Below are 15,009 nucleotides of genomic sequence, written 5' to 3' on the forward strand. Positions count from 1 at the left end.
GTTCTATGAATTTGCATCAATCCTTAAATACGTCGCACCAGATAAATTTATCGGTCATTACTCTTTTAGGATGTTCTTTTCCTATTCTGAAGCCCAGCCAGTTTTTTGGTGCATAAACCTGATTGTCTTTTTTGGATAGATAAGCTGCCCACCATGCAAAACTGCTATTGGAAATAATCGCTATATCTGCATTCATGATGATTTGGAAGTCAGTTATTTCGTTATTGTTCGAGTAGACGTAATTAGACTTTAGCTTAAAGTGTGATTTTACATATTCTATATCGTCACTCACAAAATAGATAAGATGATCATCTGTATTTCCCAGTGCTTCCAACCTCCGTTGAAAATATTCAATTGGTAGAGATATGTCTCTTTTACCATAACTGAGGTAATCGGTTCTCCTTATATGAATGACGATTGTCTTATTCTTGCGAAACGTTTCACCAAAATCACGTTCAAACTGATCTGTAAATTCTTTTTTTATTGATATGTTTAAGCCTCCGATAATCCGTTTTACATAAAAGTCAGTTTGGAAGAAACCTTTATAAATGGTCGATTCCCTGACTTCAATAATTTTTGGAACTTGTATACTCTCTATATAGATTTCATTGAATTTAAAGAGTTTGGGCATCGACCTGGCAAAAATTGAATAGATTTTAGAACTGAGCCTGAAGTTTTGAGAAGCTCCCAAATTAAAATATTTGGTGAGGTAACCATGATGAGGGTTCACAAAGAAAATAGACTTATCCGTATTATTAGTCTTAAGATATTGATAAAATGCATACTGAAAGATTTGGTTTCCTAGTCTGCCAATAAACTTCACTCCAATCATAGTTATCCTTTTTTTAATATGTATTTATTAATAAACTCCGGATAAAACTTATACGCATATACGAATGCCATAAGTGGGTTTACGCGTAATTCTTTCCATAGTACAATTTGCGCAATTGTAAATCCAAATATATTTGCAATCAATGTAGCATATGCCGCACCGATTGTCCCATATTTTTTAATCAGGAAATAATTCAGAATGAGGATAACACAAGTATTTACCACGACAATTATAAAGGTAACCCTGGTTTTTCCGATGGAGTCTATAATTACTCCGAATTGCCTGCCAAATGGGCCAAAAATGCAATACAATAATGTGATATTAAGTATTGGAACTGCATCAGCATACTTATCTCCTGCAAGTAATCTGATGATATATCCGTCGAAAATATAAATAAAAATAATAGCTGGAATAACCATAGCCAGAATTGTACCTACAGATTTTTCATACAAGTATTTTATTGCCTGCTTTCCTTCTGTTTCGATACGTTTTGCACTCTGTGGAAAAACGATTGTTGCAACAGCGTTAGTTGGAATGTCAATTAAGTTTGTAACACGCACGGCAATGTTGAATGATCCGGATGCTGCAGGGGATATGATTCCTGATAACATCCATTGATCTATCGTTCCCGATAATATAGAACTTAGTGATGTTGCGAAAGCATATTTGCCATAGTGGAATATTTTTTCTACCCAATGCCTGCTAAATACAAAGCTGAAATGAATGAATTTCTTTACATAAAACCAGGAGATAAATATACTGATGATCACACTTGCAATCTGCACGTAAACCAGTGTCATTAAGTTTAGATTGAGCTTAAAGAGAAAGACAACACAGATAAAGAGACAGGGGACAGCTTGCCTGGCCAATCCGCTGACGAAGATTCCGGTATATTTCAGATTTGCTTGTTCGACACAATTAAACTGAGACAAAATTCCGGAGAACAGGAAAACAATATTATATAAATAAAACATTTGTTCAAGTTCCGGGGCTTTGAGCATCCTTGACAGATAACCTGAAAACATAAAATTCAAGGCAATGCAGAGTATTGTCATCGTTCCGCTTATAACGAGAGAAGCCGTGAAAATAGCCGAGTGTTCTTTTTGCTCAGCTCCTGCCATAAACTTGATCAGTGCACTTTGGATTAATCCACCGCGGATGATTTCCAGTATCAGCACTGTTTGTCCGAATATACCCCATACCCCGTAATCATTTTTGCTCAATAATCTTACAAGAACAATAAACGTAAGCATATTGATGAGTGTACCGGAAAAATTCTGAACCACATTTATGATCCCTGACTTAAGCCAATATTGATCTTTTTCCATTAATAATGCTGCTCTAGGAATTGTGTAACTTCATCATCGGTTTTTGCATGAAATATCGTGGCTCCGGATAATTTTGGATAAAGTTTATCAAAGCAATGAAAATGATGCTCACCTCCTTTTTTAGAGAGGATGATATTTAATCCTCCAAAATAACTTGCCAAGGCACCAGTGCCGCCATGTGTTGATACAAAATGATTGGAATTAGCATATACCATCATCTGCAGGTGATTAAAATTATTGGCTTTCCCCTTATTTTCCCTATACAAATTTTCCATCAGGATTACTTGAGGAAAATTTTGCTCTATCCAGTCATATTCATCAAGATCATAGATATCACTATTGTCATTGGTGATGTTCTCCGGCCTGGGCCTGTTGTATATGATCTGATACTTGTCTTTATATGTATTAAATATTTTTTCCAGCTGTTGGATACTTAAAAAGCTGATCGGGGGACCATCCCATTCCATATTGTAGCGATTGGCTACAATCAATATTGGCTTTTCATAAAGGTATATATCATTGGCATAAGTAGCCTTGAGTGGTACCTCTAGCCATTTGCTCATATTGTAGTCCTGACTATAAAGTATCCTAGGCGTTTCAAAATTATAGTTTCCTTCTGTAGTCCTGGTTTCATAAATCTCCTGGTGAGCAGGTGAAAAAAAATAAATTTCATTGGTGTATTTAGCTCCTTCTGTTGCGAGTAACGTCCCGTTCTTTAAATGCCAATAAGCGAAGGGAAGTGCAAAAGCCAGATCTGGTGTAAACTCCCCGCTAAAACTTATTTTTTTGTAAGGTTTTTTGATGATATAATCTTTAATCAGGTATTTCCACTGAGTAAGTTGGCATATATATGTATCTCTATAAAAATAACTATAACCCTTCGGCACATTAGGGTATCTGATTATTACGTAAAGGCTAAGGATTTTTAGTAAGATTTTTTTTAACATAAGATCACTCTGTTTTGAATAGGGATATAGCCGTTGCACGCTGAATTTCTAAAATATCTCTCAACCATAAGAAGTAAATATTGCATGAAAATACATTTTACCGAGGGTAAATATAGAATTTAATTGAAAAAAGATAGGCCTTTATAATAAACTAAACGTACAATTCATAACTTTACCATACTAGACATGTTTTGATGAGACCTATAGAAATTCCCGCTCAAATATTAAAGTATTTAAAGCCAGTTGGTTCTAAAAATGAAATGTGCAGTCAGGCATTGCTAGCATATAAAAATCTCAGTAGGGGAGAACCAGAGGTGAGTATTGTCATGCCCGCGTTCAATGAAGAAGATAATATAGTTCCTACTTTGAGTTCCTTATGTCACAACAAAACCAGCAGAAGCGTTGAAATTATTGTTGTTGATAATAATTCCAAAGATAAGACGCAGGAACTGGCAATTTCTTGTGGGGTTAAAGTGGTATTTCAGCCCGAACAAGGGATTACAGTGTCACGCAACATGGGACTTTCACACGCTAAAGGAAAATATATTTTGAATGCAGATGCTGATAGTATTTATCCTGAAGACTGGATAGAGTTAATGGTTCGGCCTCTGGATGATTCAAAAGTGGCACTGACTTACGGTCGGTTCTCTCTAATTCCGGTCGGGACTACTGGTCGGGGCATCTATTTTTTTTATGAATATGTTGCAGAGTTTTCAAGGTGGATCAATAAAAAAGTTAAAGATGAGGCGGTAAATGTTTATGGCTTTAATTCGGGATTCCGCCGTGAACAGGGACTTGCGGTAGAGGGTTTCAATCACCCACCGGGCACTAATGAAGATGGCTGGCTGGCACTGAAACTCAGAGAAAAAGGCTTCGGCAGGTTGCATTTGGTTAAGAATATCCCGGCCCTGGTCTGGACTACTGATAGAAGAATCCAGCTCGATGGGGGACTGGTTAAAGGTATCTGGAAGCGGCTGACAAGAACATTATTAAGAAGATAATCCCAATAGGAATGCTATTCAATTCACTAAACTTTATTTTGTTTTTTTCTACAGTTTTAATACTGTATTACTTTTTGCCGCAGAAATATAGATGGGTCATGTTATTGATCGCCAGTTTATTTTTTTACATGTGCTGGCGCTGGCAGTATATATTTCTATTGTTCTTTCCTGCGACGATCGATTACTTTGTAGCGAGAGCCCTTGAAAATACGGAGGTGCAACGCAAGCGAAAATTGCTGCTCTTATTGAGCATTGTGACTAATCTTGGATTATTATTTTACTTTAAATATTTCAACTTTTTTATTGGTAGCGTAAATTCCGCTTCTTCATTGATGAATATTCCGCTACATCTGGATGCAGCACGGATCCTTTTACCTGTTGGTATTTCATTTTATACCTTTCAAAGTATCAGCTACACCGTGGAGGTTTATCATAAAAACATAAAAGCTGAGCGAAATTTTGGAAGATTTGCACTCTTTGTTTCCTATTTTCCACAACTGGTGGCTGGTCCAATCAATAGACCCCAAATTTTACTTCCTCAATTAAAGGAGTTTGACCAACTTAAATCGGATAATTTTGTGAAGGGTGGAAGGCTCATATTGTGGGGTTTATTTAAAAAGGTAGTGGTGGCAGACAGGCTAGCTTTTTTTGTAAACATTGTCTACAATGCTCCTGAATCCTATCATGGCTGGGCAGTGATCCTGGCGACCATTTTCTTCGCTTTTCAAATCTATTGTGATTTTTCGGGCTATTCTGACATTGCAATAGGTGTGGCAAAAACTATGGGTGTGGATTTGGTAAAGAACTTTAATAAACCTTATTATTCCCATTCCATCAAAGAATTCTGGAGCAAATGGCATATTTCTCTTTCGACTTGGTTCAGAGATTACCTGTATATACCATTGGGTGGTAATAAAGTTCCGGTTCCCAGATGGCTTTTAAACTTATTTATTACTTTTTTAGTTTCTGGTATATGGCATGGTGCAAGTTGGAATTTTGTGATATGGGGAGCCATTCACGGTTTATTAATTGTTTCTGAAGCGTTAAATAGTAAATTCAAGATTTTGCCTTTTAAACTTCCGGGAGTGCTAAGTATGGTTTGGACATTTAGCATTGTGTGCTTTGCATGGATCTTCTTTAGAGCAAATACCGTTGAGGATTCTTTTACAATCATCCGTCATCTGTTTGATTTCAATCATTCTTTTCTTGCTGAGGTTAAACAAATGACAGGAGCAGACATGTATAATCTTGCCTTGGGTATTCCTTTAATCATTTTATTAATTGCTTTTGAAAAAGGCTGGGAACTTAAATTTGTACAAAAATATTTTCACCAGTATGTGGCCTTTAGATTTGCCTGCTATTTTACCCTGATCTTATTAATAGCTTTACTTGGTGTGTTGGTAGCACAGAGTAGTTTTATTTATTTCCAGTTTTAGATATGAAGAAGTTTTTTAAGAATCTGTTTATACTTCTGATCATTTTATTGGCTTTCTTTTGGCTGCTGGATGAAGCTTTTACGTATGTATTTCAAAAAGGCTATTACACTAAAATCCAGTGGTTGTATCAAAAGCAGAACCAACGTTACGATTATGCCATGCACGGAAGCTCAAGGGCTTTTACCACAATAGATATACCCGCAATTGAAAAGGCCACAGGTAAAAAGGGAATCAATATTTCTGTAGACGGGAGCTCAATCCCGGACCAATACCTTATGTTAAAGATCTTTTTGGCAAATGGCAACAAGATTAAAAAACTATACCTGCAGGTTGATCCTTTTTCTTCTGATACAGAGGAGATATTTGAATTTGCAGTGCCTAAATTTATGCCCTACCTAAAGGAGGATATCGTATTTGATCATTTTAAGCAATTTGGGGGTGAATGGTATGCTTATCGTTACGTCCCTTTTTACAGATATGCTAAGTACAATACACTGTGGGGGATTCATGAAGTGCTGATAGATCAATTTAAAATTCTTCCCCAGGATTTTGATGAGTATGGTGATTATTTCTATCCAAATGTGCATTATAAAGGACCGGATAAATTGAGACACCTTACTTTTGATCTTAAGGGAAAATATAAATTCCTGAATCAAATTATTGAATTGTGTAAGTCAAACAAAGTTGAACTCATTCTATTTACAGCTCCGGTTGCAGATATCATTATAGATGAAGCTTATAAGGAAAATGCATTTCAGTTTGCAAAGCTTATGAGATCCAAAGGTGTCAGCTATTATAACTATGGCGATTTATATGGGAATGATCCGAAGCAATTTTATAATGAAATCCATCTCAGCAGGCAGGGAGCGGAGGATTTTACCCGACACATTTTACCAATTTTTAGATAAAAAGACTTATGCAAAGTAGAAATTTTGACAATGTATCTTTATTGATTACTCATTTTAACAGGTCCGGTTCTTTAAGACGGTTATTGAATGCATTTAAGTCATTGGACTGTAGCTTCGCTGAGATCATCGTTTCTGATGACTGCAGTAAACCTGAACATCTTCAGAAATTGGAAAAGATGAGTGACGAGTTCAAGTTTAAATTGATTACGACACCAGTCAATAAAGGGCTTGGAAACAACATCAATAAAGGGCAGGATATGGTAACAATGCCTTATACCTTATATGTTCAGGAAGATTTTGTACCGAAAGAAGAATTTCCAATGCATTTTGCTGATGCACTAGAATTGATGGAAAAGCGTCAGGATATGGATATTGCCAGGTTTTATGGTTATGTTCCTTATCCTTACGTTCAGCCTTTTGAGAAAGGTTTTATGAAAATGAATTTTAAATTCTGGTATCCTGGCTATCTGAAATTTTACGTATACAGTGATCATCCGCATCTAAAAAGGAGTAGTTTTCTGGATAAATTTGGAAGATATAAAGAAGGTGTAAACGTAGATATTGCAGAATATAATATGTGTCTTTCCTTCCTGAAAAATGGTGGAAAGGGATTTATTTATCCTAAGATCAGCGATCTTTTCGACCAACTGAATAATGCTGATGAGCCTAGTACTGCTGCTTATCGTCAGGATTGGAAATTGAGCCAGAATCTATTTGTTCGCGCCATGCGAAAGGTTTATCTGCAATATAAAACATTTAAATACCATAGAGATTTTGTCAGCTATCCAAAAAAGGATTAGCCAGATTGCCAATTAATCAAATATAGCGTCAAGCCACTTTTCTATAGAATAGTCTTGCTGGGGGAACGATTCATGTGATAGGAATTTGGTATCTATGTGTATATTTTGAGGATCAAATGTCATAATTTGCCGATTGTCGTATCCCGGCTCTTTTGTGATGTAGCCATTTGAAGTCAATAGCTTTTTCCCGGCGCCCAATGCATCTAAAGAGCGCATAGTAATTCCTGTTTGTGAGGGATTTGTATAGTCAATTATGATATTTGACTGATTGAATACTTCATGGTATTCTTTTGGACTAAGCTGGCGTAAAGAAAGCAGGCTTAAGTTCAACTTTCTTCCGGAAACCCATTCTCTTAAGTAGTATTTTAAGCTGATTGCCAAATGTATTTTTAATTTAATCCTATGATCTTCTGTATATGCCTTTAAGCGTTTTACGAATTCATATCTTGTATAAGAATAACCTCCAAAAAAGAATAAATCATAAATAGGGTTGTCAGCACTTTTAACTTTAAAATCATCGGTATGAAATGTGGGTACATAGGGCAACGACAAGTCCTCCGCATCCTTATAATCGAAAGTCTTGGTGACATCAAACCAGGTAATCATATGCCTGTAGTCGCATTCCCAGTTGTGGATGCTGTCCCATTGATAAAGGATAGTTTTTATTGAAGGATATTTGGCTTTTATTGCTTCAGTAAACCATTTTTCCATTTTATATCCACGAATGACAAAGAGGTAATCAAACTGTTTGCCCTCAATCCGGGACAGTATATTTTCGTAATGTTGGTCCTGAATTTTATTTGCATATGAGGGAAATATATTCTTTGCAATCCCATATTTTAAAGAAATGTCCCGCTCATAAAAAAAAGTTACCTCAGCACCGCAGGCCTTCATTTTTGAAATGATCTCTTCATTGTAATGATAGAACTTCGCACTAATAAACAGAATTTTTTTACCTTTTAATTTTCCTTGTAAAGAAGCAGTATGGTCTATCATTTATTGTTTTTTAAAGATCCTCTAATATATAAAATCTCTAACTTAAAGTCTTCGTAACTACTTTAGGTTTTACTGAATTAAATCTTTAGGAAATATTATATTTAATATCTTTGAACATATTGGTCAAAATATCATCAATGAATAATAGCCATCTTTTTGAAAAAGTATCTTTATTGATTACACACTACAATAGAAGTAGTTCTTTGGAGCGATTACTGAAAACCTTTAAGGATCAGAAAATATCATTTAAAGAGATTGTAGTTTCTGACGATGCCAGCATGGCTTTACATCATCAAAGGTTGACCGAGTTGAGCGAGGAGTATCAATTTACATTGGTATCGGCAAATGTAAACGGAGGATTGGGTAATAATCTCAACAAGGGGCAAATGGCAGTAAGTACACCCTACACTCTATATGTTCAGGAAGACTTTGTCCCTACCAATGAATTCTTACCGCATTTTAGAGATGCGCTTCAGATGATGGAGGAAGAAGAGGATATAGATATTGCCCGTTTTTATGCATATTTTGCTTATCCATATTTAAAGCCTTATAAAAAGGGATATTCCCTAATGATCTATAAACCGTTTTTTATAGACAAAAATAAGATCTACAACTACAGTGACCACCCACATTTAAGAAGAGCCAATTTTTTTGAAAGGTTTGGAAAGTATACAGAAGGTATAAAATCAGACAAAACTGAATATGAAATGTGCCTTTCATTTATTCAGAATAAAGGTAAAGCCTTGTTCTTTGATGATTTTAGGACGCTGTTTATTCAGGAGAACTCTTCTCTAGAGCCAAGTACTGTACATAGAAGTAATTGGCGCCAGAGTAATAATGGAATTCTCTCTTTAATAAGATGGTTGTACAGACAGGTTAAATACAATTATGACCTGCATCTAAATCCGAAATTTAAGAGATAAACACCATGTATTGAATACAAACTAATTGTTAACAATAAAGAAGGGTTTCATGGAAATAGAAAAAGCCTGTTGCATATTCTGCAACAGGCTTTTTCTATCTTATCATTCATCTTCTATTTGAAAATGAGGTTGAAATTTCTGTAGTCAGTTTTGTTCTCATACCAATCAGTATACCTTTGTCCTCCTGATTTTGCCCATTCTGCAAAATGAAGGTATACGTCAAATATTGCGCTCTTCTCTATAGGATACTCAAAAGGACCATAGAAATCAAGTGCAAATGGCCTGTTGTCCTTAGTTAGATAATATTTGCCAGCTCCAATTTCTGAGAAGTCAGCACCTGTTCTAAATAAATTTAAATTGGCAAGATCTGTAGGGACCTGATTCACTAAATGTATTTCCCTGCCTCTTTCCAAATTACTGATCATAAAAGGATTGAATGGTACCGAGGCGGTATAATCATCTGAAAGCGGATTTGAAAGCAAAACCTTTACAGTAAGTATCTCACTCTCCAGTTTAGATTTTCCAGGAACAGTATTGACCAAAGTTGCATTCGCACCAAATAAATTCCTGTAATTATCAAAAGGAATTATAACTGCCTTATTTTGATTTCTCTCTAATCCTTTACCATCGATTTTAATCACCGAACCAACTGATAAATTCAGACCTGTTACACTTTGTACCTGAGCAGGTGTAAATGGTAATTGTACACCAAATCCATTTTGGAAATCGGCTCCGGCTGCCAGTGGTTTATATTCAGCAGTCAGATCAACCAATTGATTGCTTGAACTCATCGCAAATGTATATCTATAACTCACAACCAAATCATTTAGATCATAATCACCTTCGTTTGGCCAATTATCTTCAAAAGCGGTAGTTCCCCATATAGTTTCACTAGGATAGTATCTCTTATAAGCCCTGTCTTTATCCTCAGGAAATTCATCAAGGAAATCAGGGACGCCATCTCCATCTGTATCTTTGATGTTTTCGTCAAGAAAAGGTATATCTACGGGTGAAATCGCTTCTACCGGATTTGACTGCGCATAAAATACAAGATCGTTGAAATCCTGATCACTTCCTTGCCCTGGAGTTCTGTTTATATCTTCGAAGCCAATCAGGAAAGTTCTCTGAGCTACGTTGTTTAGCACCACGTTGTGGCGTTTCAAGCGAGAGTCGCCTTCCGGATTAAGTCCTTCTGTAGAATAAAATTTCGACGCCCTATATTCCACAGTACTTCCGTTTCTGTAAGCATCCTGCAGCAATACAAATCCAACAGATGTTCCAGATGGAAATCTACCAATTTTTACTTTATCTCCCTGCAACATATTTCCCTCTCCGATGCCACCTTTTAATGAAGCATTAGGGAATACAAGATGGATTTCATTGATGTCTTCAGGGCGTGTAGGAGCTTGACCGGTAGGATAGGTGTAATATCCCAATGAATTTCTATAGTCGGCGCCTTCGTGCACAAAGGTGATCCATACATCAGCTAGCTTTTCTATTTTAAGATCTGTAGGGACCTGGGTTGCAATATATTTGTCTTTCACCTTTTCTTTTTCAGGGAGTGCAGCATTGATCTGCCTCATCAGATCGCTAAAATCGATCTGATCTACCGGCTCAAGATTCTTCGGTCTGCCAGATTCATCATATAGATTACTATCATAGATATAGCCGGAAGCTAGCTCTCCGTTAACACCAATCGAGCTGATTCTGGAACCCATGACTGAACTCACTCTTTTCGATTCAGCTGTTTTTTGAGTGACGATGTTTCCGCTAAAGCCAAATTCACCACCTATGATAGCTGAAAGGCTGTTGTTTTTAATGAAGCCTTTGGCATTTCTAATCAGCCCAACATAGGCAGGATCAATCACCAGCGTGTCCAAGTAACCAGGTACGATGACTTTTGCCCTGATGTAACCATCTTTGTCGCTTAAGACTTTGGTAATCTCTTTTCCATCCGTCACAGCATTGGGATTGAAAAATGAAACAAGTACACCACTAACCGGCTGGTTTGTGCGGGTTAGTAGCCTGACATTGATATCGATCTTTTTTGTAGTTTGATAAGCAAAACCATCAGGAGCTGCTTTTTCTGTGTTTTCTGAGTCGTTATTTCCTGCAATTTCCTTTTTACAAGCACCGGCAAATAAAATAGTTGTGACGAAGAAGAATGGTAGTAATTTTTTGTTCATAAAAATACTTAAGTATTAAGGTTCTCTGCGCGCGTAGAGAAAAAATAATACCAAGTTCAAAAATGCTTTACAGGTAGTTTAAAAGGGGGCTAGGTAAACTGGGGTGTGTATTTTTGTGGAAATGATTTTTCTCATATTGGGAAAATAAATGCACGGTTACTCATGAAAATCGATATTGACAATATATCGGTTTTCTTTGCTCTCCGGATCGTATTGGTATATAAAGCTGTCTGAAGCCATTGTAATGATATAAAAACCAAAATGCTCAGGCATGTGCTCTATATTAAGTCCTTCCAGATAAGGGTTCAGGAATTTAAATTTATATTTATCCAATGTTTGAATGTGATGTCTGTTCTCTTCTGAAAATGAAATTTTTAGCCGTTTGTCTATTTCTTCAAATGGGATTTGCTGGGAACCTGAACTGAATTCAATCTGTAGTCCTTTTTCAAATTTTTGTATAGTAAGTGAGGGGTGATCTATTACGAGTTTGATTTGTGATGTTCCATCTTCCGAATGTTTAATGGAATTTGTCACCAGTTCTATGAGGATCAGTTTTATTCTGCGTTGCTGATCCATACTCAGTTCCTTATGTTCGTTTACCGCTTTCAATACGCTTTTAGTGAAGCTATATATCTCGTCTACACTTTGAGGAGTTTCGAGTTCTAGGATGATTGGGAATGCATTTGTCATCTTAAAATTCTTTTAGAGCATCTTCTAGGCCGTTCTTCAATGTAAAAATCTTATCCAGACGGGTCAATTGAAATAAATTCAAGATGTCACCATTCATTCCAAAAAGGACGAGTTTACCATTCAGTGGCAACAGGCTTTTTAAAATGGCAACCAGGGCTCCCAAAAATGAACTATCTATATAGTCTACGTTCACAAATGAAATAATAAGCTTGCGCCTGCCAGCATTTACTTCCTGCAGCACAAGTTCTTTAAAATGCTCCGATTTAGAGAGGTTGGCTTCCTTCTCTTCAATAATGATGGCCATTATTTCATCAATTTGCTGTTTTCTTATTTTCATGACGTTTCTTCCTTAAAATGATAATGCTGCAATCGTCTACCTGCGAATTGGTTTTGTTAAATAAAATGTTTTTAATTTCAATTGTCGTTTCTTTCCTACTCTTTAGCTCATGTAACTTGGATTTTAATAAACTTAGATCGGATTTTATAGCTCCATCTATTTCGAAGTCGATCATTCCGTCAGATATCAGGTAAATTTCTTCATCTGCCTGAAGACTGAGTTCAATCTCGTTAAAAATACTGTTTTCCGCGAAGCCTAGCAGAATCCCATCTGATTGATAGCTGATCAGAGCGTCGTATTGTATTTCATATTTCAACAAGGGAAGGTCCCCGGCTCCGGCATAGCTTATCCTTTCTTCATCATCATCAACCAACAAGATGCTGAGGGTCGAAAATATATCACTCAGGATTTCGTCAGAATGGATAACTCTGTTCAGTTTTCCCAAAATTTCTGATAGCGAAAAATTACCTTCGAATACGCAAAGACGAATTGCAGATCTGATATAACTCAGGAAACTGAATGAAAAAAACCAGGCACCCCATTTTTTACCCATTACATCACCAAGTACTACAAAAGTGAATCGATCGTTGATCTTAATAAAATCAATGAAATCTCCACCAGGATGATTTTGATAACTTTGATTGAAATAGCTGATCTCAAAATTCTTCAGTTCAGGTGCGCTTTTTGGCATGTTTCTGAGATTTAGCTTCTCGGCAATTATTTTGATTTCACTGAGGGATTTTTCGTAGTGTTCCCTGACAGATTGCATTAAGTTATCTATTTTAGACAAGATGTGAGCTGAAGGGGTGCCTTTACTAATATAGTCTATTGCTTTCAGGTCTAAGCCCTGTTGTATGAATTTATCGTCATTAACTGAGGTGAGGAACAGAAATGGAATGCTTTTGTAAAGATCGTTGCCCAATAGTTTCTTCCTGAAGTCAAATCCGTTTTTTACAGGCATCTGATAATCAGATATGATAAGATCGGGGACGTCATTGGTCAGGTGTTGTTCTGCTTCGTCTACCGACAATGCAATCTTGCAGGTATAGCCATTGCTTGTTAAAAGCTTTTCAAAAAGCCTTAATTGTACAATATCATCATCCACTAGTAATATCCTCTTATTCATGTTGCTTTGGCTTGATGGAGGTTAATATGATATAGATACCAGCCAGGATAATAATCAAAGAAATAACGTCCATTAAAGTCACTCCATCGTCGGGTGTGAAATTGAAGATTACATACATTTCAAAATAAGGCGGTGCGGGCAATATTATCATGGAAAAACCAAGCACCACAAACATAAGACCCAGCATTACTTTAACCCCCCTAATTAAGGTTGCTCTTAAAGTGAACCCTTTAGCTTGCTTGGAATCCAGGTGGTGGGTATTCAATAACATTTCCAGTTCATCCAGTTGTGCCATTTTATCCATATCCGAAGATAACGACACTTCTTTTATTTCGGTGATCAGGTCTTTTCTACTTAGCTTTTTGTCCAGCGCTTCATTGAGCTTTAGCTTAATTCCCCGGATGTTCTCAGTATCTATTTTGCTCAGTTCCAATAATACCATTACTTCATCCAGTTTCTGAATCAATTCCTTGTCGCTGGAATCCAGTCGCTCGAAATACTGCAGATCATGAATAATTTTGTTTTTATCGGGCAAAATGGTCTACTTTGAAGTGTGTAACTAAATTTTATGAGCTCAATATCTGTCATCACCGTCAATTATCATCAAAATCAAGCGACAAAGGAACTGTTGGAATCTCTAAACAAATATTATGCTCTAGCTAATATAGAAATAATTTTAGTTGATAATGGCTGCAAAACAGATAATGAACATTACTTTAAACAGTATTGCAAGGATATCAAATACATACGTTCAGAAGCCAATCTCGGTTTCGCCGGTGGAAACAACCTGGGGATTGCAGAAGCCAGCGGCAAGTATCTTTTTCTGATCAATAACGACACAGAAGTTACACCCGGGCTTATCGAGCAACTGGCCGGCAGTCTGGATGCCAATGGGCGAATTGGGATCATTTCTCCGCAGATCAATTATCATGATGACCCTTCGATTATACAGTATGCGGGTTTTACACCCATGAACTATTATACCTGCAGAAACTTTTGCATCGGACAGTTTGAAAAAGATGAAAATCAGTATCGCGGTCAATTGAAACCTACTGGCTTTATTCATGGTGCTGCCATGATGGTCAGAAAAGAAGCATTGCTAAAAGCAGGTCCTATGGCAGAAAACTTTTTCCTCTACTATGAAGAAATGGACTGGTGTGAGCGCATTAAAGAAGCTGGATATGAGATCTGGCTGGATACCAACGCCATCATTTATCATAAAGAGTCGCTCGCTGTTGGTAAAAACAGTGCCTTGAAAGAATTCTTCATGAACAGAAATCGGATTTTGTTTATCAGAAGAAATGCAAAATTGCATCAGCGCTTATTTTTTTATCTTTACTTTGCAGCCTTTGTGATGCCTCGTAATATTCTGAAATATGTAAAAGGGCAATCTGCTGGTTTTACCAGGGTTTTGCTCAGCGCAGTTTTCTGGAATATCACCCATGCGAAAGACAGTACAGACTTGGGCTACCCACTCAAATAATTATGGTTATAGTATT

General features: G+C 36.6%; 15 protein-coding genes. 6 read left to right on the forward strand and 9 right to left on the reverse strand.

Annotation, left to right across the window (positions count from 1 at the left end; translation table 11 throughout):
• Positions 1-16: 16 nt before the first annotated feature.
• Genes WAE59_RS05590 through WAE59_RS05600 form a run of 3 tightly spaced genes read right to left on the reverse strand, consistent with a single transcriptional unit; the run spans position 17 to position 3,107 of the window.
• A complete protein-coding gene (locus tag WAE59_RS05590) occupies positions 17-832 on the reverse strand; it encodes an alpha-1,2-fucosyltransferase (protein ID WP_337854948.1) in 816 nt (271 codons plus the stop codon).
• A 2-nt stretch (positions 833-834) separates the two neighbouring features.
• Positions 835-2,160 (reverse strand): flippase, encoded by a 1,326-nt coding sequence (locus WAE59_RS05595; RefSeq protein WP_337854949.1) that lies wholly within the window; start codon positions 2,158-2,160, stop codon positions 835-837.
• Positions 2,160-3,107, reverse strand: a complete 948-nt coding sequence (locus WAE59_RS05600) for a hypothetical protein (protein WP_337854950.1) — start codon at positions 3,105-3,107, stop codon at positions 2,160-2,162. Before WAE59_RS05600 ends, WAE59_RS05595 begins: the two co-directional genes overlap by 1 nt.
• Positions 3,108-3,301: 194 nt before the next feature.
• Here WAE59_RS05600 and WAE59_RS05605 point away from each other — a divergent pair, with 194 nt between their 5' ends.
• The 4 genes from WAE59_RS05605 to WAE59_RS05620 all read left to right on the forward strand — a co-directional run bounded on the left by WAE59_RS05605 (position 3,302) and on the right by WAE59_RS05620 (position 7,252).
• Positions 3,302-4,108: a glycosyltransferase family 2 protein gene (locus WAE59_RS05605; RefSeq protein WP_337854951.1), complete on the forward strand. Its 807-nt coding sequence runs from the start codon at positions 3,302-3,304 to the stop codon at positions 4,106-4,108.
• A 332-nt stretch (positions 4,109-4,440) separates the two neighbouring features.
• Complete coding sequence (locus WAE59_RS05610) at positions 4,441-5,544, forward strand: MBOAT family O-acyltransferase (protein WP_337854952.1); 1,104 nt, start codon at positions 4,441-4,443, stop codon at positions 5,542-5,544.
• A 2-nt stretch (positions 5,545-5,546) separates the two neighbouring features.
• Entirely contained in the window at positions 5,547-6,452 is a 906-nt protein-coding gene (locus tag WAE59_RS05615) for a hypothetical protein (RefSeq protein WP_337854953.1), read from the forward strand.
• An 8-nt stretch (positions 6,453-6,460) separates the two neighbouring features.
• The gene (locus WAE59_RS05620; RefSeq protein WP_337854954.1) at positions 6,461-7,252 is read left to right on the forward strand and encodes a glycosyltransferase family 2 protein; all 792 of its coding nucleotides are present in this window, start codon (positions 6,461-6,463) and stop codon (positions 7,250-7,252) included.
• A gap of 12 nt (positions 7,253-7,264) precedes the next feature.
• Here WAE59_RS05620 and WAE59_RS05625 read toward each other — a convergent pair whose 3' ends face one another.
• Complete coding sequence (locus tag WAE59_RS05625; protein ID WP_337854955.1) at positions 7,265-8,248, reverse strand: hypothetical protein; 984 nt, start codon at positions 8,246-8,248, stop codon at positions 7,265-7,267.
• 137 nt (positions 8,249-8,385) lie between these two features.
• Between WAE59_RS05625 and WAE59_RS05630 the strand changes: the two genes are divergently transcribed.
• Positions 8,386-9,171 (forward strand): glycosyltransferase, encoded by a 786-nt coding sequence (locus WAE59_RS05630; protein WP_337854956.1) that lies wholly within the window; start codon positions 8,386-8,388, stop codon positions 9,169-9,171.
• A 113-nt stretch (positions 9,172-9,284) separates the two neighbouring features.
• Here WAE59_RS05630 and WAE59_RS05635 read toward each other — a convergent pair whose 3' ends face one another.
• The 5 genes from WAE59_RS05635 to WAE59_RS05655 form a co-directional block, all read right to left on the reverse strand.
• Positions 9,285-11,357 (reverse strand): LruC domain-containing protein, encoded by a 2,073-nt coding sequence (locus WAE59_RS05635; protein ID WP_337854957.1) that lies wholly within the window; start codon positions 11,355-11,357, stop codon positions 9,285-9,287.
• Positions 11,358-11,513: 156 nt separating this feature from the next.
• Positions 11,514-12,047, reverse strand: coding sequence for a hypothetical protein (locus WAE59_RS05640; protein ID WP_337854958.1), 534 nt, complete (start codon positions 12,045-12,047; stop codon positions 11,514-11,516).
• A 1-nt stretch (position 12,048) separates the two neighbouring features.
• Positions 12,049-12,384 carry an STAS domain-containing protein gene (locus WAE59_RS05645; protein WP_337854959.1) on the reverse strand — a complete coding sequence of 112 codons (336 nt, stop codon included), beginning with the start codon at positions 12,382-12,384 and terminating at the stop codon, positions 12,049-12,051.
• On the reverse strand, positions 12,359-13,510 hold the full coding sequence (locus WAE59_RS05650; protein WP_337854960.1) for a SpoIIE family protein phosphatase: 1,152 nt from the start codon (positions 13,508-13,510) through the stop codon (positions 12,359-12,361). Before WAE59_RS05650 ends, WAE59_RS05645 begins: the two co-directional genes overlap by 26 nt.
• Positions 13,503-14,045: a hypothetical protein gene (locus WAE59_RS05655; protein WP_337854961.1), complete on the reverse strand. Its 543-nt coding sequence runs from the start codon at positions 14,043-14,045 to the stop codon at positions 13,503-13,505. Before WAE59_RS05655 ends, WAE59_RS05650 begins: the two co-directional genes overlap by 8 nt.
• A 33-nt stretch (positions 14,046-14,078) precedes the next feature.
• Between WAE59_RS05655 and WAE59_RS05660 the strand changes: the two genes are divergently transcribed.
• Positions 14,079-14,993, forward strand: coding sequence for a glycosyltransferase family 2 protein (locus WAE59_RS05660; RefSeq protein ID WP_337854962.1), 915 nt, complete (start codon positions 14,079-14,081; stop codon positions 14,991-14,993).
• The last annotated feature ends 16 nt before the right edge of the window (positions 14,994-15,009 follow it).

It is taken from the genome of Pedobacter sp. GR22-6, from assembly GCF_037402555.1.
Classification (GTDB): Bacteria; Bacteroidota; Bacteroidia; order Sphingobacteriales; family Sphingobacteriaceae; genus Pedobacter.

What these genes read in the sequence shown, in the direction of transcription:
- WAE59_RS05590 (WP_337854948.1), bottom strand. Translation starts at nt 832, where the DNA reads ATGATTGGAGTGAAGTTTATTGGCAGACTAGGAAACCAAATCTTTCAG.
- WAE59_RS05595 (WP_337854949.1), bottom strand. Translation starts at nt 2,160, where the DNA reads ATGGAAAAAGATCAATATTGGCTTAAGTCAGGGATCATAAATGTGGTT.
- WAE59_RS05600 (WP_337854950.1), bottom strand. Translation starts at nt 3,107, where the DNA reads ATGTTAAAAAAAATCTTACTAAAAATCCTTAGCCTTTACGTAATAATC.
- WAE59_RS05605 (WP_337854951.1), top strand. Translation starts at nt 3,302, where the DNA reads ATGAGACCTATAGAAATTCCCGCTCAAATATTAAAGTATTTAAAGCCA.
- WAE59_RS05610 (WP_337854952.1), top strand. Translation starts at nt 4,441, where the DNA reads ATGAATATTCCGCTACATCTGGATGCAGCACGGATCCTTTTACCTGTT.
- WAE59_RS05615 (WP_337854953.1), top strand. Translation starts at nt 5,547, where the DNA reads ATGAAGAAGTTTTTTAAGAATCTGTTTATACTTCTGATCATTTTATTG.
- WAE59_RS05620 (WP_337854954.1), top strand. Translation starts at nt 6,461, where the DNA reads ATGCAAAGTAGAAATTTTGACAATGTATCTTTATTGATTACTCATTTT.
- WAE59_RS05625 (WP_337854955.1), bottom strand. Translation starts at nt 8,248, where the DNA reads ATGATAGACCATACTGCTTCTTTACAAGGAAAATTAAAAGGTAAAAAA.
- WAE59_RS05630 (WP_337854956.1), top strand. Translation starts at nt 8,386, where the DNA reads ATGAATAATAGCCATCTTTTTGAAAAAGTATCTTTATTGATTACACAC.
- WAE59_RS05635 (WP_337854957.1), bottom strand. Translation starts at nt 11,357, where the DNA reads ATGAACAAAAAATTACTACCATTCTTCTTCGTCACAACTATTTTATTT.
- WAE59_RS05640 (WP_337854958.1), bottom strand. Translation starts at nt 12,047, where the DNA reads ATGACAAATGCATTCCCAATCATCCTAGAACTCGAAACTCCTCAAAGT.
- WAE59_RS05645 (WP_337854959.1), bottom strand. Translation starts at nt 12,384, where the DNA reads ATGAAAATAAGAAAACAGCAAATTGATGAAATAATGGCCATCATTATT.
- WAE59_RS05650 (WP_337854960.1), bottom strand. Translation starts at nt 13,510, where the DNA reads ATGAATAAGAGGATATTACTAGTGGATGATGATATTGTACAATTAAGG.
- WAE59_RS05660 (WP_337854962.1), top strand. Translation starts at nt 14,079, where the DNA reads ATGAGCTCAATATCTGTCATCACCGTCAATTATCATCAAAATCAAGCG.